A 22,842-nucleotide genomic window follows, 5' to 3' on the forward strand; every position below is an offset into this window, starting at 1 on the left:
GATTTGCGATGGTGCTGTTCGCACGCCGGGTGGCGCATGTGGTTCACGCTGAACGCGCGCTGGCTGCAGACGGGCAGAGCGTGCGTTACACGGTGCGCGGCCCGCTGTTTTTTGCCAGCAGCAACGATCTGTTTGAGCACTTCAACTATGCCGACGACCCGTCGCGGGTGATCATCGATTTGACGCATGCTCAGATCTGGGATGCGTCAACCGTGGCAATGCTGGATGCGATTGAAACCCGCTACGCGCGTCATGATGCAACGGTGACCATTGAAGGCCTCGACCTGCGCAGCCGCGACTTCCACGAGCGGTTGACGGGTAAAGTATAAAGATGGGGCGGGACGTTTACCCGCCCCGCCCGGCTGTAGCTGATGCCGCAGGGCGGGTAAGCGTAGCGCCCCCACCCTGTCGACAGGCTTAACTCCCGGTACGCGCCACCGCGTCGCGACTGGCGAGATCGCGCTCTTCGCCGTGCAGCTCGGACAGCTGTCCGCGGCGCATCTCCAGCAGACGATCGGCGTGCACAAAATAGTGATCGTCATGGCTGATGGCGAAAATGGTTTTTCCCATCTCCTGCATTAACGGCAGCAGCACCTGATAAAACTCGCGGCGGAAGTGCGGGTCCTGATCGGCGGCCCACTCGTCCAGCAGGATGATGTCGCGATCCTCGGCCAGCGCCAGCAGCAGCGCCACGCGTTTCTTTTGCCCTTTCGAGAGGTTGAGGTTGAGAATTTTGCCGTTCTCAAGGGCCAGCTTCTCGCTCATTTTCAGACGTGCCAGCCACGCGTCCACCAGCTCAGGCCGCGCCTGCTGACCGCCATGCCCGAGCAGCTGATCGAACAGCCACACATCGGTGAACACCGCCGAGAAACGCGCCCGGTAGTCATCCAGCGAGGCGTCAGTCACCGGTTCGCCATCCACCAGGATGGTGCCTGACACCGGCTGGTACAGCCCGGTCAGCAGCATCGCCAGCGTGGATTTCCCGCTGCCGTTACCGCCAATCAGGAACAGCAGTTCGCCGCGTCTGATGGTGAGGTTTATCGGCCCCACCGCAAAGCTGTTATCCGCATAGTGGAATACCACATCGCGCAGTTCGACCGTCTGCCAGTCGCTTTTTTCACGCACCGCCGGAAACGCGGCGTTGAACGGGGCCAGGTGGAACTTATTGAGCTTGTTGAACGCCACCTGGGCGGTGAGCAGCGTCGGGAGCGCGCCGACCGCCGAGAGCAGCGGCGTACGCAGGAACAGCAGCGTCAGGGAGTAAATCGCCGCCACGTTGGTGTCGGCCCAGCCGAGGCTGTTCGCCATCCAGAACACCAGGCCAATGGCACCGAGCATCATGATATTCGACCAGTTCACCGCGCTCAGGTGGAAAGTGTCGGCGCGAATAATGTGGTGACGATACTCTTTCGCATCCGGGGCGTAGGCATGGTCAAAAATCCAGGCGGCGCGCTCGCGGTTGAGGGTCAGCTCTTTGCGCCCCTCCAGCACCGTCTGATAATCCTTATACAGCTTGTCTTCGGTCTCACGCAGGATCGCCATATGCTTATAGACGCGCGACACCAGCACAAAGCCGCCCCAGATGGTGATCGCCAGCCAGACGGTGGTGACCAGCAGCATTTTGGTTGAGAGCAGCGCCAGGTAAGCGGCGCAGCCGATGCTGAGGATAATCCCCTGCACCAGTTCCGGAAGACGCACGAAGGCAATGGTGATATTACGAATATCGCTAGTAAGTCCGGCCAGCAGCGCGGCGCTGCCCAGCTGCTCGACGCGTTCAACCGGGGTATCCAGGATGCATTTGATAAATTCGCTGCGCAGGCGGTAGACGAAGTGGTGACCGAGCGTGGTGAGCGCAAGCTGCGACCCGAGCGTAATCGCCATCAGCAGCAGCAGCAGCCCGAGAAATTCCGGCAATACCGTCAACGACATATCAACGTTTTCAATCAGGCGCTGATTGATAAACGCAATCAGGCCAATCCCCAGCGCGGCGCTGAGCAGGCTCAGCAGCATCACCATCAAAAACGGCCAGCGGTACTGGCGCCAGACAAGCAGCAAAAGATCCATAAAGCAGGCTACCCAATGAGAAAAATCAGCCCGCAGTTTAAACGGCTCGCGTTCGACGGCAAGAATAATTCTTATTTATAGTCGTTTTTACCCGCGGCACGAAACGTGAGGTTGTAGCGGTACTCGCCGGTCAGCGGATGCACACCCGGCTTCAGCGGCTGAATGCCGTGATAGAACAGCCGCGACGGCCCGCCCCATACCACCACGTCGCCGTGCTCCAGCAGCAGGCGTTTTAGCGGGTCGTTGCGCCGCAGCCCACCAAACTGAAACACCGCCGGCAGCCCGAGCGAGACCGACACAATCGGCGCCCGCAGATCCGGCTCGTCTTTATCCTGATGCAGCGACAGCTTCGCCCCCGGCGCGTAGCGGTTGATCAGGCAGGCGTCCGGGGCGAAGCCTGCGTAGCCCGCGGCGGCGGATGCCGCATCGCTCAGGGCGCGGAACGCTGCGGGCATTGCCGGCCAGGGCTCGCCGGTCCGCGGATCGCGTCCCGCGTAAAGATAGCCGCGCTGGTCGGTAGCCCAGCCCAGCGTGCCGCAGTTGGTCATCGCCACCGACATGGTATGCCCACCCGGCGTCACCATATGCCGAAACGGTGACTGCTCGCTGACCTGCGCGATGCCCTCCATCAGCGCCCCGGCCTCGGCCAGCGCAAAGCGGCGCAGCACCACCGCGCCGTCGGTCAGCGGCTCCTGCCACGGCGCTTCGCCTTCAAACAGATCCAGCATTATGTCTCCTTAAAAAGTGACTCACGCGCCAGCAGGCTCGCTTTACGGTCGCTGCCCCAGCGGTAGCCCGCCAGCACCCCGCTGCTGCGCACTACCCGATGACAGGGGACGATCACCGCCAGACGGTTTGCGGCGCAGGCATTTGCCACCGCCCGCACCGCGTCAGGCTGGCCGATGCGCTGGGCCAGCTCGCGGTAACTCAGCGTATTCCCGGCGGGGACCGCCCGCAGCGCCTGCCAGACCCGCTGCTGAAATGCGGTGCCGCGGATATCGAGCGGCAGATCGCAGGCGGCATGCGGGGTATGAATGCAGGCCACAACCCGTGCGACCTGCTCATCAAAGGTCTTATCGTCCGTCAGCCGTTGGGCATGGGGAAACAGCCGCGCCAGCTCCGCCACCACCGCGTCGTCGTCATCGCCCAGCAGAATCGCGCAGATCCCGCGCTCGCTGCGCGCCACCAGGCAGCGGCCCAGTTCGCACGGCGCGACGCTGTAGCAGACCGCCATTTCACGCCCGCCGCGCCGGTACTGCCGGGGCGTCATCCCGAGTGCCGCATCGGCCTGATGATAGAAGCTGCTGCCGGTCTGAAAGCCCGCGTCCAGCGCCGCGCGCGTCACCGTCTCTCCCCCGTGCAGCGCGTCACGCACCCGCCGGGCGCGCAGCGCCTGCTGCCAGGCTTTCGGCGTCAGGCCGGTGACGGATTTAAACAGCCGGTGGAAGTGCCAGGGGCTCATCGCCACCTCGCGGGCAATGGCATCCAGCGTCAGCGGGGTATCGCTCGCCGCCATGATGCGGCACGCCGTCACTACCCGTCCGGCGCGCTGCTGGTCGGGATGAATCGTCGCCGGCTGGCAGCGCTTGCACGGGCGAAAGCCAGCGGTCTCGGCCGCGTCCGGGGTCGCAAAAAACAGCACGTTCTCCCGTCGCGCACGGCGCGAGCGACACGAAGGTCGACAGTAGATGCCCGTGGTAATCACTGCGAAGACAAAGCTGCCGTCCGCTGCGGTGTCGCGGTCCTGCACCGCCTGCCAGCGCTGCTGTGAGATAAGAGTTTCAGTGGTTTTCATAGCCGGCTCCTGATCAAAGGGTAGCCCTACTCTCGCAGGCTGCCCATCGACCGACACCCGAAATCTTGCGTTTTAATTTTTGCTGTCAACCAGGAAGCTTTTGAACTGGGGAGACATCCACACCGCGAAGCCATCTTGCTCTTTGGTAATCAGGTAAACCGCCAGCCCCTGCTCCAGCGCCACCGCCTTCGCTTTCTCAAGGCCGAGCACCATCAGGCCGGTGTCCCAGGTGTCGGCTTCCAGCGCCGTGGGGGCGATAACGGTCGCGGAAACCAGATTATGAGTAATGGGCTGGCCGGTTGCCGGGTCGATAACGTGCGACACGCGTTTCCCGTTGAGCTCATAGTAGTTGCGGTAGCTGCCCGAGGTACTGATCCCGTGGCCGTTGATATCCACCACCGCCTGCACCGCGTTTTCCCGGTCGGTGGGTTTCTGGATCGCCACGCGCCAGGGTTTCCCTTCCGCGTTCATGCCGCGGCTGGCCAGCGCGCCGCCCACCGATACCAGGTAGCGGCTGATGCCTTCGCGCTCCATCAACTGCGCCAGATGGTCGGCAGCGTACCCTTCGCCCACGGTGGAGAGATCGACAAACAGGTCGGGAATATCTTTTTGCAGCCATTGCGTGCTGGCCGCCGTAATCACCCGCAGATGCTGTAAACCGGTACGCGCGCGCGCGGCGGCAATCTGCCCGGCATCCGGCGTGACGGTTGGCTGCGCCTGCGGCCCGAATCCCCAGAGATTCACCAGCGGGCCGATGGTGATATCCATGGCGCCCTGGGTGTAATGCCCGATCCGCAGCGAGAGGGTCACGATATCCGCCATGGCGGCATCTACCGGCCAGGGATCGGTGCTGGACGAGTGATTAAACTGCATCAGCGCCGAGTCATCCTTCCAGGTGGAGAGCAGACGGTCGTCTTTATCAAGCTGCGCCTGGATTTTACCGCGCAGCTCTGCGCCGCGCCGCGCATCAACCCCGGCCAGGCTCACCCGCCATGAGGTTCCCATGGTTTTCCCTTCCAGCACCTGCGGCGCGTCGGCGTCCGGGCTATCGCACCCGACGAGTAACAGAAGCGAGGCCATCAGGCCGATCAGAGATAAGCGATATCGCATCGGTTTTCCTTATATAAACTGCGCGACAGGGTACACCATTTTTTTACGCCGCCAGAAAAACAAAAAAGGGGCCAGAGGCCCCTTTTTACTGCAACAAACGGGATTAGAACTGGTAAACCAGACCTACACCCACGATGTCGTCGGTACCGATGCCAGCGGCACGGGTAAAGTTGTTGTCGTCCAGCAGGTTGATTTTGTAATCAACGTAGGTGGACATGTTTTTGTTGAAGTAGTAGTAGGTGCCTACATCAACATACTTCACCAGGTCCTGGTCGCCATAGTTGATGGAGCCGTTGCTGATGTTTTTACCGCGAGACTGCAGGTAAGCGATGGACGGACGCAGGCCGAAGTCGAACTGGTACTGAGCAACCACTTCGAAATTCTGCGCTTTATCAGCGTAACCGAACGCGTCAGAACCGCTGTTGCCGCCGAAGCGGGTCGCGTTGTAAGTCTGGGTGTACTGCGCTGCCAGGTAGATGTCGTTCGCATCATATTTCACGCCGCCGCTGTAAACGTCAGCACGATCGCCGCTGCCGTAAATGGCATTCGCTTGACCCGCATTAAGGGTGTTCTGGTCATCGCTACGTTTGGAGCTGGCTGCCGCCGCACCGATGCTGAAGCCTTCGCCGATGTCATAGGTGACAGAACCGCCGAAGCCGTCGCCGTTCTGGTTCAGCACGCCACGACCGGTGTCATCTTCACCACGAGAGCTGCCGTTCTGACCCTGATACTGCAGGGCGAAGTTCAGGCCTTCTACCAGACCGAAGAAGTCGGTATTACGGTAGGTTGCCACGCCGTTAGCACGGGACTGCAGGAAGTTGTCTGCACCGTAGGTGTCGCCGCCGAACTCCGGCAGAACGTCGGTCCATGCGGTTACGTCGTAGATAACGCCGTAGTTACGACCGTAGTCGAAAGAGCCAGCGTCAGCAAATTTCAGACCGGCGAATGCCACACGAGTCCAGGAGTCGTTTTCGTTTTCAGCGGTGTTACCGTTGATCTGGTATTCCCACTGGCCGTAACCGGTCAGCTGATCGTTAACCTGGGTTTCGCCTTTGAAGCCGATACGCATGTAGGTTTTGTCGCCGTCATTACTTGAGTCGTCAGAGAAGTAGTGCAGGCCGTCGACTTTACCGAACAGATCCAGTTTGTTGCCGTCTTTGTTGTAAATTTCAGCCGCGTGAGCGGAGCCTGCTACCAGCAGTGCTGGTACCAGGAGGGACAGAACTTTAACTTTCATTATATTTAACCCTCTGTATATGCCTTTTTATATGCCTTTTTATGTGCCACTGCTTACTGATTAACCCTGCAATCAGTCGGCAAACCCAATTCTTATGAAATTCAGAGGACAAATCCAACGGGAATATGATACGAAAACTTTTAAGATGTTTCATACACTGCAAACGGTGTAACAAAAAGTTAATGGAAGGGAACTTCTTAAAGCACCAATTGCTAAAAATATGCGCACTAAATATCAAAAAATCTCAGTTAGTCATTAAAAACATAAAGATAGGTAGATTTACTGATTACCGCACTGATTGCCAAACCCGATCTCAGGACCGCGACTAGAATTACTCCCGCTATCATCATTAACTTTATTTATTACCGTCATTCATATCTGAATGTCTGTTTACCCCTATTTTGCTGCCGGATGCTTGCATCCGGTATTTTTTTGCCCTTCGCTTATTCCCGGTATTATTTCCCGTTGTAAATGAATTATTGTTAACCGTTTCATGACGATATTATTTCGCGCGCTGTGTTCTTTTTATTCAGCGTTATTTTTGTGCTGCGTGTGGTATTCATCCCGCAGGCTCAGGTTCATCGGCAACCGGTCTGTCCGTGAGAGGAGTAAGCGAGACGCCTGGCAAATCATTCATTTCGCTTTATACTCCTTTTTTTGCGATACTCGCGTAGTAGTACACCACGGTCATACCGCGGCGGACATGACGTCATACCACGGCGCGCCTGACGGTCGTTATCGCACTTGCTCAGGAAGAGCCTACAAAGGCAGCTTCAGCCGCCACATTCTGGTTGAATTCGTCTCTTTTTATGGCGTTGTCAAAGTGAGTTACACACAACAATGAGTCAATCTGACACAATGATCCCCAACAAGTTTTCACTGATGCCGGGTAGCATTACCCGTTTCTTTCTTTTGTTGATCATCGTTCTGCTGGTGACTATGGGGGTGATGGTACAGAGTGCCGTTAACGCCTGGCTAAAAGACAAGAGCTACCAGGTGGTGGATATCAGCAATGCGCTGCACAAGCGCGTTGATACCTGGCGCTACGCCACCTGGCAGATTTATGACAACATTGCGGCCACCACCAGCGGCGGCGCGGCGGGCGGCTTGCAGGAGACGCGCCTTAAGCAGGACGTCTACTATCTGGAAAAACCGCGCCGCAAAACCGAAGCGCTCATTTTTGGCTCCCATGACAGCGCCACGCTGGAGATGACCCAGCGGATCTCCAGCTACCTCGATACCCTGTGGGGTGCGGAAAGCGTGCCCTGGTCGATGTACTATCTGAACGGCCAGGATAACAGCATGATTCTGGTCTCTACCCTGCCGCTTAAAGATCTGGCGTCCGGCTTCAAGGAGTCGACGGTGAGCAACATCGTTGATTCACGCCGCGCCGAGATGCTCCAGCAGGCCAACGCCCTGGATGAACGTGAAAGCTTCTCGCCGCTGCGCAGTCTGGCCTGGCAGAACGGCCACTACTTCACGCTGCGCACCACCTTTAACCAGCCCGGCCATCTGGCTACCGTGGTGGCCTTCGATCTGCCGATCAACGACCTTATTCCGCCGGGCATGACCCTCGACAGCTTCCGTCTCGACCAGAGCGATACCCAGCCCGTTGGCGCGAGCGCGGAAAAGAGCGACCCGGACAGCGTGCGGATTCATTTCAACAGTTCGCGCATTGAGATCAGCTCCCAGGTCGACAGCACTGGCCTGCGCCTGGTGTGGGAAGTCCCGTTCGGCACGCTGCTGATGGATACCCTGCAAAACGTGCTGCTGCCGCTGCTGCTCAATATTGGCCTGCTGGCGCTGGCGATCTTTGGCTACACCACCTTCCGTCACCAGCCGGTGCGTCAGGCTGAGCTGCCGTCAACGATGGCGAACAATAACGAATTGCATCTGCTTCGCGCGCTCAACGAAGAGATTGTTGCCCTGCTGCCTATCGGGCTGCTGGTGCACGATCAGGAAGCCAACCGGACCATTATCAGCAACAAAATTGCCGATCACCTGCTGCCGCACCTTAACCTGCAGAACATTACCAGCATGGCGGATCAGCACCAGGGCGTGATTCAGGCGACGATCAACAACGAGCTGTATGAGATCCGTCAGTTCCGCAGCCAGATCCTGCCGCGCACCCAGATATTTATCATTCGCGATCAGGATCGCGAGATTCTGGTGAATAAGAAGCTCAAGCAGGCTCAGCGGCTCTACGAGAAGAACCAGCAGGGCCGCGCGGCCTTTATGCACCACATCGGCGACGCCCTGAAGCTGCCGGTGAAACAGCTCGCTGACGGCCTGAGCGCGCTCAATACTCCCCAGACCCAGGTGATGGCCCAGCAGGCTGACACGGTGGTACGCCTGGTGGATGAAATTCAGCTGTTGAACATGCTGGAAGATGAGAGCTGGAAAACCAGCCCGTCGAGCTTTGCGATTCAGGATCTGATCGATGAAGTGGTGCCGGAAGTGCTGCCGGTGATTAAGCGTAAAGGGCTGCAGCTCTTTATTAATAACCATCTGTCGCGCAACGAAGAGCGCCACGGCGATCGCGAGGCGCTGCGCAAAATCCTGCTGATGCTGATTCAGTACTCGGTCACCACTACGCACATCGGTAAAATTACCCTTGAGATCAGCGCCGACGAGTCCGCCAGCGACCGCCTCACCTTCCGCATTCTCGATACCGGCGACGGTATCAATAACAACGAGATCGATAATTTGCACTTCCCGTTCCTCAACGACACCAGCGAAGATCGCTACGGTCATGCGAACGGGTTGACCTTCTATCTCTGCAACCAGCTGGCGAGACGTCTTGGTGGGCATCTGAACATCAAATCGCGCCAGGAGCTGGGCACGCGCTATTCACTGCATGTGAAGATGAACGCCGAACCGCAGGATGAAGAGCAGGAAGAGCGCCTGCTGGATGATGTTGTCGCGATGGTTGACGTTACGTCGAATGAGGTACGCAATATCGTTATCCGCCAGCTTGAGCACTGGGGGGCCAGCTGCGTTACCCCTGATGAACGGTTATCAAGTCAAGCCTATGACATCTTTTTAACGGATAATCCGTCTAATCTTACTGCCTCAGGGTTGCTTTTAAGCGATGATGAGAACGGTGTACGTCGTATTGGCCCGGGCCAGCTACGGGTAAACTTCAATATCAGTAATGCCATGCAGGAAGCAGTGTTGCAGCTCATCGAAGAGCAGCTTGCCCAGGAAGCGCTTCCGGAATCCCCGCTCGGGGGTGACGAGAACGCCCAGCTCCACGCCAGCGGCTATTACGCGCTGTTTGTGGACACAGTACCGGACGATGTCAAGAGGCTGTATACTGAATCAGCAACGAGTGACTTTGCTGCGCTGGCACAGACGGCGCACCGCCTGAAAGGGGTGTTCGCCATGCTGAATCTGGTACCCGGCAAGCAGTTATGTGAAACACTGGAGCATCACATTCGTGAGAACGATGCTCCATCGACAGAAAAATACATCAGCGACATTGACGCTTACGTCAAAAGCTTGCTGTAGCAAGGTAGCCTAATACATGAACAATATGAACGTAATTATTGCCGACGACCATCCGATTGTTCTGTTCGGCATTCGCAAATCACTTGAGCAGATCGAGTGGGTGAATGTTGTCGGTGAGTTTGAAGATTCCACAGCGTTGATCAATAACCTCCCAAAACTTGATGCACATGTTCTGATTACCGACCTCTCCATGCCTGGCGACAAGTACGGCGACGGTATCACCCTGATTAAGTACATCAAGCGTCACTTCCCGGCTATCTCGATCATTGTTCTGACGATGAACAACAACCCGGCGATTCTGAGCGCCGTGCTGGATCTGGATATCGAAGGTATCGTGCTGAAACAGGGCGCACCAACCGACCTGCCGAAAGCGCTGGCGGCCCTGCAGAAAGGGAAGAAGTTTACCCCGGAAAGCGTATCGCGCCTGCTGGAGAAAATCAGCGCCGGTGGTTATGGCGACAAGCGCCTTTCGCCGAAAGAGAGCGAAGTGCTGCGCCTGTTTGCCGAAGGTTTCCTGGTTACCGAAATCGCCAAGAAGCTTAACCGCAGCATCAAGACCATCAGCAGCCAGAAGAAATCAGCGATGATGAAACTGGGCGTGGATAACGATATCGCCCTGCTGAACTACCTCTCCTCCGTAAGCCTGACGCCTGCGGATAAAGAGTAATGACTCACACCCCGCCAGGCATCCTTGCCGGCGGGGTTTTCTTTTCTGCTAGACCCGCGTTTTACGCACCCGCTCTGCATACACCGCCAGCGTCTGTCCCAGTACATCCAGCGTGACCGGCTTCGACAGACAGCTATCCATTCCCGACTCAATACAGCGCTGCTTCTCTTCCGCAAGGGCGTTCGCCGTCACCCCTACCACCGGCAGGGTCAGACCGAGCTGACGAATGCGCTGCGTCAGGCGATAGCCATCCATGTTCGGCATGTTCACGTCGCTCAGGACGATATCGATATGGTTCTTGCTCAGCACATTGAGCGCATCTACCCCGTCATTCGCGGTTTTGCAGTGGTAGCCCAATGACCCAAGCTGGTCGGCAAGCAGACGGCGGTTGATCGGATGGTCATCCACCACCAGGATCATCATGTCGTCATTCTGCGCGCCGGACGAGGCGTCTGAGGAGAGCGATGGCGTGCTGCCCGGCACATCCACATCAATGCGGTAGATGCGTCCCAGCAGGGTAATCAGCTCGTGCGGCGACGCCACGCTGTGCAGCCAAAGATTGTCTCCGCGCTCCACCGGCAGGCCGATGTGGCGACGCGAGAACAGGATCGCGGCTTTACCGCTCCAGGAGGTGAAGGCCTCGTCATCGGTGATCAGCACATCATCCTGATCCGGCACTTCGCCGTTGTAGCGCTGGGTGCGGATCCCGCTGCGCTCCAGCATGTTTTCCACAAAGCGCTGCAGCGAGGCGTTACGCACCGCCAGCCAGCAGCGTTTGTTCGCCAGACCGTCAACGTAAGGTTTGCTGCTTTCGCTCGCGCTGTAGAGCGGAATGCGGATGGTGAACTGGCTTCCCATACCCGGTTCGGTATCCACCGCGATGTCGCCGTCCATCATGCTGATCAGCTTCTCGCAGATCGCCAGCCCCAGTCCGGTACCCTGGAAGTTGCGCTGCACGCCGGTGCCCACCTGGAAGAACGGATCGAACAGCCGTACCACCTCTTTCGCCGGGATCCCTACCCCGGTGTCGCGCACCCGGAAGGAGAGATAATCCCCTTCGGTGGAGACATCAAGAATAATGCAGCCGCTGTCGGTGAACTTGATCGCGTTGCTCAGCAGGTTGGAGATCACCTGCTGGAGTCGCATCGGGTCGCCCTGCAGCGTCAGCGGGACGTCAGGCGAGATAAAGCAGTACAGGCCCAGCTGCTTGCGCACCACCAGCGGATGATAGTTGGCGGTGATGTGGCTCATCACTTCGCGCGGGGAAAACTCGCGCGGCTCAATCTTCAGCTGCTCGGACTCGATTTTTGAGAAGTCGAGGATGTCGCTGATGATTTTCAGCAGCAGGCTTGAGGAGTTGTTCATCGCCGTCACCAGGCGGTCCACCCCTTTCGGCAGCGCTTTGGTCTGCAGCAGGTCAAGGTTACCGATAATGCCGTAGAGCGGCGTGCGCAGCTCGTGGCTGACGGTGGCAAGGAACATGGATTTCGACTGACTCGCCTGCTCCGCCGCCTGGGCCATATCCTGCAACGACTCTTCCATCTTCACGCGCGCCGACACGTCCACCAGCACGCAGATCGCCACGTTTTCGTTGCGGTAGCGCGAGTGCACAAAGCTGATTTGCAGGTTGGTCTGGTTGCTGGTCAGCACGTCAACGAAGTTCACCTGCTGGCCGCAGATAATCTGCGTCAGCCGCTGGCGATCCTCATGGGTCAGCATGTTGAGGTAGTTATGCGCCAGTTCGTTACTGAGGATGTTGGTCCCGTCCTGGGTTCGCAGGATGCAGATTCCGACCGGGGCCGAGGCGACGATTTTACGGTTGAACTGCTCATGCTCTTCCAGACGCTGGGCGTCGTTTTCCGCCGGAATAAAGATCCGCCGCTCGTACATCCGCGCCAGGGTAAACAGCACCACGCCGACCAGCACGTTGAGCAGCACCGCATTGAGGATCAGCATGCGGATGCGCTCCAGCACCAGATCCACCGGTACCGAATAGACCACGCTGAGCGATGACGGCGGCAGGCCGCGCTTCAGCACCAGGTCGCGGAACCCGGAGGTGTAGCCAAACCAGGCGCGATCCTGGGTCCAGCGCGGGTCGGGTTCAATGCGCGACTCCGGGCCGGTCAGGGAGATCAGCGGATGGTTATTTTCATCCACGATGGTCACGCCCATCGGCAGGCTGCCCGGGGTGAAGAAGTTTTCCATGCGGATGGTCTGCTCGATACCGAGCAGCGCCTGCAGGCGATTGGCTAGATACACCGGGGTCAGCGTATAGAAGTAGCCCACGCCGGGACGCGGCCCCTGGCTTATCCAGAACAGGCTATTGCCCTGCTCTTCGCGCGGAGCGTTGCGGTATTTCAGGATGCGCTCGTGCAGCGCTTTCAGGGTCTTATCGTGCTCCACCGGCGCTTCACGCAGGCCGAAGTCAGCCATGCAGAGATTGTCGCTGCCAATGAGGAACACGCGGTTGAGATCGTAGGCGGCGGAGAAGTTGTCGCGCCAGTAACGCAAGAACCAGGCCAGGGACTGCAGCGAGTCGCGCCAGGTGTTGCCCAGCATGGAACAGTCAGAGTCGGGGAACAGCGGCTGAAACTCGGGAATGCCCACGCGGCTGTTGTTGCGCGCCAGTCCGGGCAGTACGCCGTTCTCGGCGGTCAGACGGTTTTCAGCAATATACTTCAGCTCTTTCATCACGTCCGACGTGCGCTGGATGTAACGCTGCGCCTGCTCGTAGCTCAGGTTGAACTCCTGACGGATCTCGGACTCTTTTTCATGCAGCGCATTGACGATATAAAACACGGAAAACAGCGCGATCAGCAGCCAGAGCAAAAGCGCCAGGGCGCGGAACAGATAGCGCGACACTTTAAGCGTGGTGCGAAAGGAGACGAAGTATTTCAAAATGACTGAGCCGTCAGCAGGTTAATAGAATGTGCTTTAAAGTAGCGGTAAACGTCAGCGCTCGCAACGTCGCAGCGGCAATAAAAAAGGGCGCACAAGCCGCCCTCTTTTTTGCCCTGCTTGCGGCTGCCCGATCCGGGGATCGAACAGCCCGCTGGCATTACTCTTCAGCGTCGTCCGCTGCGTCGTCATCGCTGTCCACTTCCGGGGCGATCTCGTCATCCCCTTCCGCGACAGTGCCGTCGATAGAGTCAAGCTCTTCATCATCAACCGGCTCTGCGACACGCTGCAGACCCACTACGTTTTCATCGTCCGCGGTACGGATGAGGATAACGCCCTGGGTGTTACGGCCCACAATGCTGATCTCTGATACGCGGGTGCGCACCAGGGTACCGGCATCGGTGATCATCATGATCTGATCGGCATCGTCGACCTGCACGGCGCCAACCACCGGACCGTTACGATCGGTCACCTTGATCGAGATAACCCCTTTAGTGGCACGGGACTTGGTCGGGTACTCTTCCGCTGCGGTACGTTTACCGTAACCGTTTTGCGTTACGGTGAGGATGGCTCCCTCGCCGCGCGGCACAATCAGCGATACCACGCTGTCGCCGTCCATCAGACGAATACCGCGCACGCCGGTCGCGGTACGACCCATGGCGCGCACCGCGCCGTCTTTGAAGCGCACCACTTTACCCTGCGCCGAGAACAGCATGACTTCGTCATCGCTGGTGGTCAGGTTAACGCCGATCAGCTCATCGCCCTCGTTGAGGTTAACCGCGATAATCCCCGCGGTACGCGGACGGCTGAACTCTTTGAGCGCGGTTTTCTTCACGGTACCGCTGGCGGTAGCCATAAAGACGTTAACGCCCTCTTCGTACTCGCGCACCGGCAGGATAGCGGTAATACGCTCGTTGGCTTCCAGCGGCAGCAGGTTAACGATAGGACGACCACGGGCGCCGCGGCTCGCTTCCGGCAGCTGATAGACCTTCATCCAGTAGAGACGACCCCGGCTGGAGAAGCACAGGATGGTGTCGTGGGTGTTGGCCACCAGCAGGCGGTCGATAAAGTCTTCTTCTTTAATGCGGGCGGCAGATTTCCCTTTCCCACCGCGGCGCTGCGCTTCGTAATCCGTCAGCGGCTGATACTTCACGTAGCCCTGATGCGACAGCGTTACCACAACGTCTTCCTGGTTGATCAGGTCTTCGATGTTGATATCCGCGGTGTTGGCGGTGATTTCGGTACGGCGCTCATCGCCGAACTGATCGCGTACCAGCTCCAGCTCTTCGCGGATCACTTCCATCAGACGCTCGGCGCTGCCGAGGATGTGCAGCAGCTCTGCGATCTGCGACAGCAGCTCTTTGTACTCGTCGAGCAGTTTTTCATGCTCAAGACCGGTCAGCTTCTGCAGACGCAGGTCGAGGATCGCCTGTGCCTGCTGTTCGGTCAGGTAGTATTTACCGTCACGCACGCCGAATTCCGGCTCCAGCCACTCCGGACGCGCCGCGTCGTCACCGGCACCGGCCAGCATTGCCGCCACGTTGCCGAGATCCCACGCCTGCGCCACTAGGCCCGCTTTCGCTTCGGCCGGGGTTGGCGCGCGACGAATCAGCTCGATAATCGGGTCGATGTTCGCCAGCGCAACCGCCAGCGCTTCAAGGATGTGCGCGCGATCGCGTGCTTTACGCAATTCGAAAATGGTACGGCGCGTCACCACTTCGCGGCGGTGGCGCACGAACGCAGAAAGAATGTCTTTCAGGTTCATGATTTTCGGCTGGCCGTGGTGCAGCGCGACCATGTTGATGCCGAAAGAAACCTGCAGCTGCGTCTGGGAGTAGAGGTTGTTCAGAACCACTTCGCCCACCGCATCGCGTTTGATTTCAATCACGATGCGCATCCCGTCTTTATCAGACTCGTCGCGCAGCGCGCTGATGCCTTCCACACGCTTATCTTTCACCAGCTCGGCGATTTTCTCGATAAGACGCGCTTTGTTCACCTGATACGGGATTTCGTGAACGATGATCGTTTCACGGCCGGTTTTGGCGTCGGCTTCCACTTCCGCGCGGGCGCGAATGTAGATTTTGCCGCGACCGGTGCGGTACGCCTCTTCAATGCCGCGACGGCCATTGATGATGGCGGCGGTCGGGAAATCCGGGCCAGGGATGTGCTCCATCAGACCTTCGACGCTGATGTCTTCATCGTCGATGTAGGCCAGGCAGCCGTTGATCACTTCCGTCATGTTGTGTGGCGGAATGTTGGTCGCCATGCCTACCGCGATGCCCGACGAGCCGTTAACCAGCAGGTTGGGGATTTTGGTCGGCATTACGTCAGGTATACGCTCGGTGCCGTCGTAGTTATCGACGAAATCCACGGTATCTTTTTCGAGATCGGCCATCAGCTCGTGCGCGATCTTCGACATACGGATTTCTGTATAACGCATCGCCGCGGCGGAGTCGCCGTCTACCGAACCAAAGTTACCCTGGCCATCGACCAGCATGTAGCGTAAGGAGAATGGCTGCGCCATACGGACGATGGTGTCATAGACAGCGGTATCACCGTGGGGATGGTATTTACCGATTACGTCACCAACGACACGGGCAGATTTTTTATAGGCTTTGTTCCAGTCATTGCCCAATACGTTCATGGCGTAAAGCACGCGACGGTGTACCGGTTTCAGGCCATCTCGGACATCCGGCAGCGCACGGCCAACAATGACCGACATCGCATAATCCAGATAGGAGCTCTTCAGCTCTTCCTCAATGTTGACCGGTGTAATTTCTCTCGCAAGGTCGCTCATCTAACCGCTATCCCTCTACTGTATCCCGGATTCAAAGGTCGCAAATTATAACACAAGCCTGCTCAGACCGGTAAGCCTTAAACCGTCCTGCGGGCAGGTTGTTTTGCCGCTTCAGGCCGCACAATCACGCACTTGCAGAAAACCGGCCCGCCGCGGCTAACCGGGAAACATCCTTTATTCGGACCGGCGGCCTGTTATACTTCTTTTTCTTACCAGACAAGGAGTAATCGCCCCCATGAACCCAGAGCAATCCCCGAAGCAGCACAACGTTGACCACAATGAGATCGCGAAGTTTGAAGCGGTAGCCTCGCGCTGGTGGGATCTCGACGGGGAGTTCAAGCCGTTGCACCGTATCAACCCGCTGCGCCTCGGGTATATCAGCGAACGCGCCGGCGGCCTGTTTGGTAAAACGGTGCTCGACGTCGGCTGCGGCGGCGGCATCCTTGCCGAAAGCATGGCCCGGGAAGGCGCGACCGTGACCGGTCTTGATATGGGCGCTGAGCCGTTACAGGTGGCGCGCCTGCACGCGCTGGAGAGCGGCGTGACGGTGGATTACGTGCAGCGCACCGTGGAAGAGCATGCCGCGCTGAACCCGGCGGGTTACGATGTGGTGACCTGTATGGAGATGCTGGAGCACGTGCCGGATCCGCAGTCGGTGGTGCGCGCCTGCGCCGCGCTGGTCAAACCCGGCGGGCACGTCTTTTTCTCTACCCTGAACCGCAACGCCAAATCCTGGCTGATGGCGGTGGTGGGCGCCGAGTACGTGCTGCGCATGGTGCCGAAGGGCACCCATGATGCGAAGAAGTTCATTAAGCCGTCGGAGCTGTTGGGCTGGGTGGACGAGACCTCGCTTCAGGAGCGTCACATGACCGGGCTGCACTACAACCCGCTGACCAACACATTCCGCCTCGCACCGGGCGTGGATGTTAACTATATGTTGCATACACAGGCCAAAAACGACTAACGCCATAGGTTTTTGCTATAAAGATTGCGCGGCGCTGACCGCGCAATTTTGTTGCGTCGTCGAAGAAATCAGCACTCGATCAAATTTTCATTTTTTTTTGCAACTTATTGACATCCCCTACAAGCCTTACGATACGAGGGCTTAGCAATCTGCCCCCTCCGCAAGACCTAAAAACAACGCAAAATCAACTCTTGTTATCAAATGATTCCCAACTAGAATACTCACCATATAGTGATGAACTTATCTCAAACCCCCTATATGTAGTATTTATCCACAGAGTTAGTCACAAAGGGACGGCTGTGTATAAGCGGGGGATATTTTTTCTATTTGTTACGGACGGGTATATTCCTCATGAATCAGAGTCTGCTGGTGACTAAGCGTGACGGCGCCAAAGAGCGCATTAACCTCGATAAAATCCATCGCGTGCTGGACTGGGCGGCGGAAGGGCTGGAAAACGTCTCTGTTTCGCAGGTTGAGTTACGCTCGCACATCCAGTTTTATGACGGCATCAAAACCTCTGATATTCATGAAACCATTATCAAGGCAGCTGCCGACCTTATCTCCCGCGATGCCCCGGATTATCAGTATCTGGCCGCACGCCTGGCGATTTTCCACCTGCGCAAAAAAGCCTACGGCCAGTTCGAGCCGCCGAAGCTGCACGACCATGTCGTGAAAATGGTTGAGCTGGGTAAATATGACAGACATCTGCTGGAAGACTACTCCGTGGAAGAGTTCGAGCAGATGGACGGTTTTATCGACCACTGGCGCGATATGAACTTCTCCTACGCCGCGGTGAAGCAGCTTGAAGGGAAATACCTGGTCCAGAACCGCGTCAGCGGTGAAATCTACGAGAGCGCGCAGTTCCTCTACATCCTGGTAGCGGCGTGCCTGTTCTCCGGCTACCCGCGCGAAACCCGTCTCGACTACGTGAAGCGTTTCTACGACGCGGTGTCGCTGTTTAAAATTTCGCTGCCGACCCCGATCATGTCCGGCGTGCGCACCCCGACCCGTCAGTTCAGCTCCTGTGTTCTGATCGAGTGCGGCGACAGCCTCGACTCCATCAACGCCACCTCCAGCGCGATCGTCAAGTACGTTTCTCAGCGCGCCGGTATCGGTATCAACGCCGGTCGCATCCGTGCGCTGGGTAGCCCGATCCGCGGCGGTGAAGCGTTCCACACCGGCTGCGTACCCTTCTACAAGCACTTCCAGACCGCGGTGAAATCCTGCTCTCAGGGCGGCGTGCGCGGTGGTGCTGCGACCCTGTTCTACCCGATGTGGCATCTGGAAGTGGAAAGCCTGCTGGTACTGAAAAACAACCGTGGTACCGATGCCAACCGCGTGCGTCACATGGACTACGGCGTGCAGATCAACAAGCTGATGTACACCCGCCTGCTGAAGGGCGAGGACATCACCCTGTTCAGCCCGTCTGACGTGCCTGGCCTGTACGACGCCTTCTTCGCGGATCAGGATGAGTTCGAACGCCTGTACGTGAAATACGAAAAAGACGACAGCATTCGCAAGCAGCGCGTGAAGGCCGTGGATCTCTTCTCCCTGATGATGCAGGAGCGTGCCTCCACCGGCCGTATCTACATTCAGAACGTTGACCACTGCAACACCCACAGCCCGTTCGACCCGGTGATTGCACCGGTACGCCAGTCCAACCTGTGCCTTGAGATCGCCCTGCCGACCAAGCCGCTGGACGACGTGAACGACGAAAACGGCGAAATCGCCCTGTGCACCCTCTCCGCCTTTAACCTCGGCGCGATTGAGAGCCTGGACGAACTCGAAGAGCTGGCTACCCTTGCGGTACGTGCGCTGGATGCTCTGCTGGACTACCAGGACTACCCGATCCTCGCCGCCAAACGCGGTGCGATGGGCCGTCGTACCCTGGGTATCGGCGTTATCAACTACGCCTACTACCTGGCGAAGCACGGCGTGCGTTACTCCGACGGCAGCGCCAACAACCTGACCCACAAAACCTTCGAAGCAATTCAGTATTACCTGCTGAAAGCCTCGAACGAGCTGGCAAAAGAGCAAGGCGCCTGCCCGTGGTTCAACGAAACCACCTACAGCAAAGGCATTCTGCCGATCGACACCTATAAAAAGGATCTCGACGCAATTGCCAACGAGCCGCTGCACTTTGACTGGGAAGCCCTGCGCGAATCCATCAAGACCCACGGCCTGCGCAACTCCACGCTCTCTGCCCTGATGCCGTCTGAGACCTCCTCGCAGATCTCTAACGCCACCAACGGCATCGAGCCGCCGCGCGGCCACGTCAGCATCAAGGCTTCCAAAGACGGCATCCTGCGTCAGGTGGTGCCAGAGTACGAGCGTCTGAAAGACCAGTACGAACTGCTGTGGGACATGCCGAACAACGACGGCTACCTGCAGCTGGTAGGTCTGATGCAGAAATTCATCGACCAGTCGATCTCGTCCAACACCAACTACGACCCGACGCGCTTTGCGTCAGGTAAGGTGCCGATGCAGCAGCTGCTTAAAGATCTGCTCACCGCCTATAAGTTTGGCGTGAAGACCCTCTACTACCAGAACACCCGTGACGGTGCAGAGGATGCCCAGGACGATCTGGCCCCGTCCATTCAGGACGACGGCTGCGAAAGCGGCGCATGTAAGATCTGATTATGCGGGGCGGGGAAACCCGCCCTGTTATTGTTAAGGCGGCAGGTGCGCTTCGCTTACCTGTCCTACGAGAATAATCGCAACATCAGGACGTAGGGTGGATAAACGAAGCGCATCCACCGTTAACGCAGAGTTGTTTGCAGACAGGATTCACTCCCATGGCTTACACCACCTTTTCACAGACCAAAAATGACCAGTTGCTCGAACCGATGTTCTTTGGTCAGTCGGTAAACGTGGCTCGCTACGATCAGCAAAAATACGACATCTTCGAAAAGCTCATCGAGAAACAGCTCTCCTTTTTCTGGCGTCCGGAAGAAGTGGACGTGTCCCGCGATCGCATCGATTATCAGGCGCTGCCGGAGCACGAAAAACACATCTTCATCAGCAACCTGAAATACCAGACGCTGCTGGACTCCATTCAGGGCCGCAGCCCGAACGTGGCGCTGCTGCCGCTGATTTCGATTCCGGAACTGGAAACCTGGGTTGAAACCTGGGCGTTCTCCGAGACCATCCACTCGCGCTCCTACACCCATATCATCCGCAACATCGTCAACGATCCGGCGGTGGTGTTCGATGACATTGTGAACAACGAGCAGATCCTCAAGCGCGCGGAAGGCATCGCCCACTACTACGACGATCTGATCGAGATGACCAGCTACTGGCATCTGCTGGGCGAAGGCACCCACAGCGTGAACGGCAAAACCGTTACCGTGAACCTGCACGAGCTGAAGAAGAAGCTCTACCTGTGCCTGATGAGCGTGAACGCGCTGGAAGCGATCCGCTTCTACGTCTCCTTCGCCTGCTCCTTTGCGTTCGCCGAGCGCGAACTGATGGAAGGCAACGCCAAAATTATCCGCCTCATCGCCCGCGACGAAGCGCTGCACCTGACCGGCACCCAGCATATGCTGAACCTGCTGCGCAGCGGCGTGGATGACCCGGAGATGGCGCAGATCGCCGAAGAGTGCAAGCAGGAGAGCTACGACCTGTTCGTGCTGGCCGCGCAGCAGGAGAAAGAGTGGGCGGAATACCTGTTCAAAGACGGGTCGATGATTGGCCTGAACAAGGACATTCTCTGCCAGTACGTCGAGTACATCACCAACATCCGTATGCAGGCGGTGGGCCTCGATCTGCCGTTCCAGACGCGCTCTAACCCGATTCCGTGGATCAACACCTGGCTGGTGTCCGATAACGTCCAGGTTGCGCCGCAGGAAGTGGAAGTGAGCTCCTATCTGGTGGGTCAGATTGACTCCGAAGTGAACACTGACGACCTCAGCGATTTCCAGCTCTGAGTCATGATTAACCGCATTACCTTACGCCTCTCCGGCGCGCAGCTTGAATGTCTGGAAGAGCACCCTTCCCTGCTGCTGGCGCTGGAATCTCATAAGGTGCCGGTGGAGTATCAGTGCCGCGAGGGATATTGCGGTTCGTGCCGCACGCGTCTGGTGTCGGGGGAAGTGACCTGGCTTAGCGAGCCGCTGGCGTTTATCGAACCGGGTGACATTCTTCCCTGCTGCTGTAAAGCGCAGGGCGATATCGAAATCGAACTGTAAAAAAAGGCGGACCTTAGGGTCCGCCTTTTTATTTAGCCGCGCTTCGCGGCAATCTCCTGATGGTGTCGGCGTTCGCCAATCATCACCACAATCAGCAGCAGCACCGCCAGCACGCTTCCGCCAATCATCACGATAAAGCCGCCGTCCCAGCCGAAGAAGTCAACGGTATAGCCGACGATAGCGCTGGCCGCGACCGAGCCACCAAGGTAGCCGAACAGACCGGTAAAGCCTGCCGCCGTCCCCGCCGCTTTCTTCGGTGCCAGCTCCAGCGCATGGAGGCCGATGAGCATGACCGGACCGTAGATCAGGAAGCCGATGACAATCATGCAGATCATGTCGACGTGCGGGTTGCCCGGCGGGTTCAGCCAGTACACCACAGTGGCGATGGTCACCAGCGTCATGAAGAACACTCCCGTCGCTCCACGGTTGCCGCGGAAGACTTTGTCCGACATCCAGCCGCACAGCAGGGTTCCTGGAATACCGGCGTACTCGTAGAGGAAGTAGGCCCAGGAGGATTTATCCAGCGCGAAGTGCTTCACTTCCTTCAGATAGGTCGGTGACCAGTCGAGAATGCCGTAGCGCAACAGATAGACAAACACGTTAGCAATGGCGATGTACCACAGCAGCTTGTTAGGCAGCACGTACTGCATGAAAATCTGCTTCGCCGTCAGCTCTTCTTCGTTTTTGTCGCTGTAATCGTCCGGATAGTCATTCTTATACTCTTCAATCGGCGGCAGGCCGCAGGATTGAGGGGTATCGCGCATCAGCGCAAAGGCGATCAGCGCGACCACAATGGCGGCAAACGCCGGCATGTAGAGCGCCGCTTTCCAGTCGTTAAACCAGGCCATACCGAGCAGGAACAGCAGAGGCGGAATACCGCCGCCGACGTTATGCGCACAGTTCCACACCGACACGATACCGCCGCGCTCTTTCTGCGACCACCAGTGCACCATGGTACGTCCGCATGGCGGCCACCCCATGCCCTGGAACCAGCCGCACAGGAACAGCAGCACGAACATCACCGCAATGCTGGACGTTGCCCAGGGCACAAAGCCCATGAACAGCATCACCGCTGCCGCGAGGATCAGCCCGGCCGGCAGGAAAACGCGCGGATTCGAGCGATCCGACACCGAGCCCATGATGAATTTGGAAAAACCGTACGCAATAGAGATACCCGACAGCGCAAAACCAAGATCGCCGCGCGAGAAGCCCTGCTCGATCAAATAAGGCATTGCCAGGGCAAAGTTTTTGCGTACCAGATAGTAGGCTGCATAGCCAAAGAAAATCCCCATGAAGATCTGCCAGCGCAGGCGACGGTAGAGCGGATCGACCTGTCCGTCTGGCAGTCGCGATTTATGGGGTGCAGGTTGAAAAATACCGATCATTAAGCCTCCGGGGCCATTGTTATTATCGTCAGCGAAAGCGCTCAGTAACACGTCGCTTTTGGTAAACAAAAGCAAGGCAATGTTAGCAAAAGTCAGCGAATGTTACTGTGAAATGACACGCGGAATGTTACATATTTAAGACAAAAGAACAAAAAAGCGCATCAGATCACGCTTTTTGCTCGTAAACGCGCATTAACGAAGGAGCATATGAAAGGAAAAAAGGCGGTA

The 22,842-nt window shown here is 57.7% G+C and carries 15 protein-coding genes; 7 read left to right on the forward strand and 8 right to left on the reverse strand.

Annotated features, from left to right (window positions below; translation table 11 throughout):
* On the forward strand, nt 1-329 hold a 329-nt coding region (locus DW58_RS21375; RefSeq protein ID WP_235810695.1), incomplete at its 5' end, for an STAS domain-containing protein.
* Nucleotides 330-417: 88 nt separating this feature from the next.
* On the opposite strand, the gene DW58_RS10530 is transcribed toward DW58_RS21375, so the two are convergent.
* From DW58_RS10530 to DW58_RS10550, 5 genes are all read right to left on the reverse strand, one after another.
* Nucleotides 418-2,064: a multidrug ABC transporter permease/ATP-binding protein gene (locus DW58_RS10530; RefSeq protein ID WP_024562559.1), complete on the reverse strand. Its 1,647-nt coding sequence runs from the start codon at nt 2,062-2,064 to the stop codon at nt 418-420.
* Between the two features lie 71 nt (nt 2,065-2,135).
* Complete coding sequence (gene alkB / locus DW58_RS10535; RefSeq protein ID WP_024562558.1) at nt 2,136-2,792, reverse strand: DNA oxidative demethylase AlkB; 657 nt, start codon at nt 2,790-2,792, stop codon at nt 2,136-2,138.
* Nucleotides 2,792-3,859 carry a bifunctional DNA-binding transcriptional regulator/O6-methylguanine-DNA methyltransferase Ada gene (ada, locus tag DW58_RS10540; RefSeq protein ID WP_024548238.1) on the reverse strand — a complete coding sequence of 356 codons (1,068 nt, stop codon included), beginning with the start codon at nt 3,857-3,859 and terminating at the stop codon, nt 2,792-2,794. Before ada ends, alkB begins: the two co-directional genes overlap by 1 nt.
* Before the next feature lie 72 nt (nt 3,860-3,931).
* Nucleotides 3,932-4,969, reverse strand: a complete 1,038-nt coding sequence (gene apbE, locus DW58_RS10545; RefSeq protein ID WP_024548239.1) for an FAD:protein FMN transferase ApbE — start codon at nt 4,967-4,969, stop codon at nt 3,932-3,934.
* A gap of 103 nt (nt 4,970-5,072) precedes the next feature.
* Nucleotides 5,073-6,206, reverse strand: coding sequence for a porin OmpC (locus tag DW58_RS10550; RefSeq protein WP_024548240.1), 1,134 nt, complete (start codon nt 6,204-6,206; stop codon nt 5,073-5,075).
* An 840-nt stretch (nt 6,207-7,046) separates the two neighbouring features.
* Between DW58_RS10550 and rcsD the strand changes: the two genes are divergently transcribed.
* Both rcsD and rcsB read left to right on the forward strand, forming a co-directional pair.
* On the forward strand, nt 7,047-9,716 hold the full coding sequence (gene rcsD, locus DW58_RS10555; RefSeq protein WP_024548241.1) for a phosphotransferase RcsD: 2,670 nt from the start codon (nt 7,047-7,049) through the stop codon (nt 9,714-9,716).
* Between the two features lie 16 nt (nt 9,717-9,732).
* Nucleotides 9,733-10,383, forward strand: a complete 651-nt coding sequence (rcsB, locus tag DW58_RS10560) for a response regulator transcription factor RcsB (RefSeq protein ID WP_024548242.1) — start codon at nt 9,733-9,735, stop codon at nt 10,381-10,383.
* Nucleotides 10,384-10,431: 48 nt separating this feature from the next.
* Here rcsB and rcsC read toward each other — a convergent pair whose 3' ends face one another.
* Nucleotides 10,432-13,281 (reverse strand): two-component system sensor histidine kinase RcsC, encoded by a 2,850-nt coding sequence (gene rcsC, locus DW58_RS10565; RefSeq protein WP_024548243.1) that lies wholly within the window; start codon nt 13,279-13,281, stop codon nt 10,432-10,434.
* 160 nt (nt 13,282-13,441) lie between these two features.
* Complete coding sequence (gyrA, locus tag DW58_RS10570) at nt 13,442-16,078, reverse strand: DNA topoisomerase (ATP-hydrolyzing) subunit A (RefSeq protein ID WP_024548244.1); 2,637 nt, start codon at nt 16,076-16,078, stop codon at nt 13,442-13,444.
* 235 nt (nt 16,079-16,313) lie between these two features.
* Here gyrA and ubiG point away from each other — a divergent pair, with 235 nt between their 5' ends.
* The 4 genes from ubiG to yfaE all read left to right on the forward strand — a co-directional run bounded on the left by ubiG (nt 16,314) and on the right by yfaE (nt 21,229).
* Entirely contained in the window at nt 16,314-17,042 is a 729-nt protein-coding gene (gene ubiG / locus DW58_RS10575) for a bifunctional 2-polyprenyl-6-hydroxyphenol methylase/3-demethylubiquinol 3-O-methyltransferase UbiG (RefSeq protein ID WP_024548245.1), read from the forward strand.
* A gap of 351 nt (nt 17,043-17,393) precedes the next feature.
* Nucleotides 17,394-19,679, forward strand: coding sequence for a class 1a ribonucleoside-diphosphate reductase subunit alpha (gene nrdA, locus DW58_RS10580; RefSeq protein ID WP_024548246.1), 2,286 nt, complete (start codon nt 17,394-17,396; stop codon nt 19,677-19,679).
* Between the two features lie 158 nt (nt 19,680-19,837).
* A complete protein-coding gene (gene nrdB / locus DW58_RS10585; RefSeq protein WP_024548247.1) occupies nt 19,838-20,968 on the forward strand; it encodes a class Ia ribonucleoside-diphosphate reductase subunit beta in 1,131 nt (376 codons plus the stop codon).
* A 6-nt stretch (nt 20,969-20,974) separates the two neighbouring features.
* Entirely contained in the window at nt 20,975-21,229 is a 255-nt protein-coding gene (gene yfaE, locus DW58_RS10590) for a class I ribonucleotide reductase maintenance protein YfaE (RefSeq protein ID WP_024548248.1), read from the forward strand.
* 32 nt (nt 21,230-21,261) lie between these two features.
* Here yfaE and glpT read toward each other — a convergent pair whose 3' ends face one another.
* On the reverse strand, nt 21,262-22,614 hold the full coding sequence (gene glpT / locus DW58_RS10595; protein ID WP_024548249.1) for a glycerol-3-phosphate transporter: 1,353 nt from the start codon (nt 22,612-22,614) through the stop codon (nt 21,262-21,264).
* Between the last annotated feature and the right edge of the window lie 228 nt (nt 22,615-22,842).

Origin of the sequence: Siccibacter turicensis LMG 23730 (assembly GCF_000463155.2) — a bacterium.
Lineage (GTDB): Bacteria > Pseudomonadota > Gammaproteobacteria > Enterobacterales > Enterobacteriaceae > Siccibacter > Siccibacter turicensis.

Bases quoted from the DNA above. Each gene is read 5' to 3' on its own strand.
- DW58_RS10530 (WP_024562559.1), bottom strand. From the start codon at position 2,064: ATGGATCTTTTGCTGCTTGTCTGGCGCCAGTACCGCTGGCCGTTTTTG.
- alkB (WP_024562558.1), bottom strand. From the start codon at position 2,792: ATGCTGGATCTGTTTGAAGGCGAAGCGCCGTGGCAGGAGCCGCTGACC.
- ada (WP_024548238.1), bottom strand. From the start codon at position 3,859: ATGAAAACCACTGAAACTCTTATCTCACAGCAGCGCTGGCAGGCGGTG.
- apbE (WP_024548239.1), bottom strand. From the start codon at position 4,969: ATGCGATATCGCTTATCTCTGATCGGCCTGATGGCCTCGCTTCTGTTA.
- DW58_RS10550 (WP_024548240.1), bottom strand. From the start codon at position 6,206: ATGAAAGTTAAAGTTCTGTCCCTCCTGGTACCAGCACTGCTGGTAGCA.
- rcsD (WP_024548241.1), top strand. From the start codon at position 7,047: ATGAGTCAATCTGACACAATGATCCCCAACAAGTTTTCACTGATGCCG.
- rcsB (WP_024548242.1), top strand. From the start codon at position 9,733: ATGAACAATATGAACGTAATTATTGCCGACGACCATCCGATTGTTCTG.
- gyrA (WP_024548244.1), bottom strand. From the start codon at position 16,078: ATGAGCGACCTTGCGAGAGAAATTACACCGGTCAACATTGAGGAAGAG.
- ubiG (WP_024548245.1), top strand. From the start codon at position 16,314: ATGAACCCAGAGCAATCCCCGAAGCAGCACAACGTTGACCACAATGAG.
- nrdA (WP_024548246.1), top strand. From the start codon at position 17,394: ATGAATCAGAGTCTGCTGGTGACTAAGCGTGACGGCGCCAAAGAGCGC.
- nrdB (WP_024548247.1), top strand. From the start codon at position 19,838: ATGGCTTACACCACCTTTTCACAGACCAAAAATGACCAGTTGCTCGAA.
- glpT (WP_024548249.1), bottom strand. From the start codon at position 22,614: ATGATCGGTATTTTTCAACCTGCACCCCATAAATCGCGACTGCCAGAC.